Origin of the sequence: Spiroplasma sp. ChiS (genome assembly GCF_002968355.1) — a bacterium.
GTDB lineage: Bacteria > Bacillota_I > Bacilli_A > Mycoplasmatales > Mycoplasmataceae > Spiroplasma > Spiroplasma citri.
This window is the reverse complement of record NZ_PUUH01000031.1, coordinates 1-2,795: the sequence shown is the minus strand read 5'-3', so window position 1 is coordinate 2,795 and position 2,795 is coordinate 1. Positions and strand designations below refer to the sequence as shown.

Annotated in this window: 4 protein-coding genes; all 4 read left to right on the top strand. The window is 27.1% G+C overall.

Going from position 1 to position 2,795, the window contains the following annotated elements; translation table 4 throughout:
- Positions 1–93: 93 nt before the first annotated feature.
- Positions 94–678, top strand: coding sequence for a replication-relaxation family protein (locus C6B38_RS01880; protein WP_105298440.1), 585 nt, complete (start codon positions 94–96; stop codon positions 676–678).
- Positions 679–924: 246 nt separating this feature from the next.
- A complete protein-coding gene (locus C6B38_RS01875; protein WP_162475799.1) occupies positions 925–1,875 on the top strand; it encodes an ETX/MTX2 family pore-forming toxin in 951 nt (316 codons plus the stop codon).
- 290 nt (positions 1,876–2,165) lie between these two features.
- Positions 2,166–2,300 carry a hypothetical protein gene (locus C6B38_RS11810; RefSeq protein ID WP_255401051.1) on the top strand — a complete coding sequence of 45 codons (135 nt, stop codon included), beginning with the start codon at positions 2,166–2,168 and terminating at the stop codon, positions 2,298–2,300.
- A gap of 102 nt (positions 2,301–2,402) precedes the next feature.
- Positions 2,403–2,795 (top strand): ParA family protein (locus C6B38_RS01870; protein ID WP_162475798.1); only part of this gene is annotated, 393 nt, incomplete at its 3' end.

Below are 2,795 nucleotides of genomic sequence, written 5' to 3'. Positions count from 1 at the left end.
TTGTCCGTGCCCTTAAAAGAAAAAAGTGAACGCAAAAAAGAAAAAACACCACCCGGTTAGTAAGACAAGCGTGGTTGGTAAGGAGTTTATAATATGACAGAAAGTTTAAAAATTTTAGATTTATTAAATAAATGAGGATATTTAACAGCAGAACAAATTGCATTGCTGTTAAAAAAACCGATTGAAAGTGCAAAAACTAATTTAAAAACATTACAAAAAAAACAATTTTATAAAATTGATAAAACTACGCGGAAAAACATTTATTTTTTAACACACAAGGGCAATTCTTATTTAGGGCGAGTTCATAAAAAAAGTATTCAAATTAATTTTTATGAACTCGCCCACCAAGATATGCTCATCAAATGACTTGTTGCACAAAATGACATCGAACATTACCAAACAGAGCGGGAGTTAAAAATGGAAAACGATAACCTCAACGCCTACCCTGACTTAATTGTTTACAAAACTGATGGGACAATTCAATTAGTGGAATTTGAGCGAACACGAAAAACTCCCGAGCGGTTTAGAAAAAAACTTGATGGTCTCCGCAAATACTATAAAGACAACTACCAAGTCCACTGAATTACCCCAACTCAAACTCTCGCCAACTGAATACAAAATCAAATCAATAACTATGCTTGACAAGAACTAAACACCTACGAAATCTGAAACAAATAAAAAAAATAAATTTTTATTTATTTTAAAATAAGACTTGCTATTAAAAATATTCTTGTTAAGATGAAATTATAAAAATAGAAACATAATTTTATAGCATAGAAACACAAAATGCTTAAATTCCTTGTGTTTCTGTAAATTATTGTATCAAATTTTAATATATCATATCAATTCTTTTATAAATTTATGGAAATAATAAGGAAAATAAGCCTATTATTTCTATTTTTATAAAAGAAAGGAATGATATATATGAAAAAACTACTAAGTTTAGTAGGAACAGGTATATTAGCAACTAGTGTTGTAGCACCTCTTGTTGCTAATACAAAATATCAACCAAATACAACAGATCAATTAACTTTATCATATACAGAACAACAAATTAAGAATGATGAATTACCAATTCCTAATGCGGGCAATTGAGATTTATCAACTGGGCAAGGATTTTTTAAATATTTTAGATATTGTATTAATTATTTAGAATGAGGTGGTCCTGGTCCATGAGTACCAAGTATTTCTGTAGGAAATAAAATGATCTCGCTAGGCAACTGATTTTGAGATGAAAATGAGCAACAAAATTGAGTTGAACAAGGTAAAGGTATTGTTAATATATCAGAAATAACAAATAAATCAAAAAATGAGCTTGATCATGCTCATGATGTTTTAATAAATAAAAATGATCAAAAACAAACTTTATCCACATCTAGTTATTCTCACCAACAAACAGTAGGGAATTCTTTAAAATTGGGAATGAAAATAGGCACCACAATTGATATTGATGCATATGTTGTAGGCACAAAAATTAGTGCTGAAATTAGTGCAGAGGGTACATGAACAGATACTGTGACAGATACTTATAATGCAACTACTCAAAAAATAACCGTACCAGCTCATTCTGAAATTTATGTGGATTATTTTTTCTATAAAACAGTTGATCAAGTTGATACATGAGTATATCAAAAATATAATTTAGATCAAAGGCTTCATTTTCTTATGAATCATGTTTCTGCATCAGATTTTAAAGTATATGAGTTATTTGATAATATTAAAAAATATGAAAATACAGATTGAATTTTTAATATTCCAAACGGATATGTTCAAAAAATTGATGGAGATTATTATATTAAAACATTACCAATTTCATATGAAAATGATGGAACAGAATTTAAAGTAAATGTTGGGCCTTCAAAACCATTTCAATAAACAAATTAAAATATAATGTTATTGATATTTTTATTCTTATAAATTTCTTTATTGCGAATATTATACCAGTATTTAAAACCCTTATAAAGTAAGGGTTTTTGTTGCTTTTTTGGCGATTGTTGTCTGAGTTGCATTGAAAGGTATTTTCATAGGGAAATGGTAATAAAATTTTGCAAATTATATTTTTTGAAAAAGATAATTTTATATATAAAAAATAAAAATCCCAATAAAAACAAAGAAATATTTTTTTATATATAAAATGTATAATAAAAAATAAAAGGAGTAATATAATGCCACAAAATATAAAAAAAGATGTAAAAGTAGAATTGGAAAAAATGAAAAAAATGTCAACTTTTTCAGAAGCAAAGGAATTTAAAAAACGAGACTGGAAAAAAGTTATTTCACCAATTGCTGATGAACCGTAAATAGTAGAAGCATTTAACAAAGAAGCAAAAAGAAAAAATGGAGTAAGACAACCCTTATGAATGAAATTCTTAAAGAGCGTTATGGAAAGGAAAACAATAATAATGAAGATGATTAGTTTTTGTAACAAAAAAGGTGGAGTAGGCAAAACGACATTATGCAAAAATGTTGCTTATAAGTTATCCCTTGATGGGGCAAAGGTTTTATTAATTGACCTTGACCCGCAAGCAACCTTATCAGTTCAATTAATAAGTAAGAAAGGAAATAATGATAATTCAATTATTGAATTAGTCTCAAGCAAAAATGCTATAAAACATATAAAAATTAAAACTCTTGTTCAAGAAACAAAACATAAAAATATAGATATTATAACTGGAAATGAAGACTTAACCAATTCAAATACTATTATAAATACTGTTTTTGCTGTTGAACAAAGATACATTATTGCTGATATGATTTATCAATCAAACCAAGATACATTTGATGGTTATGATTAT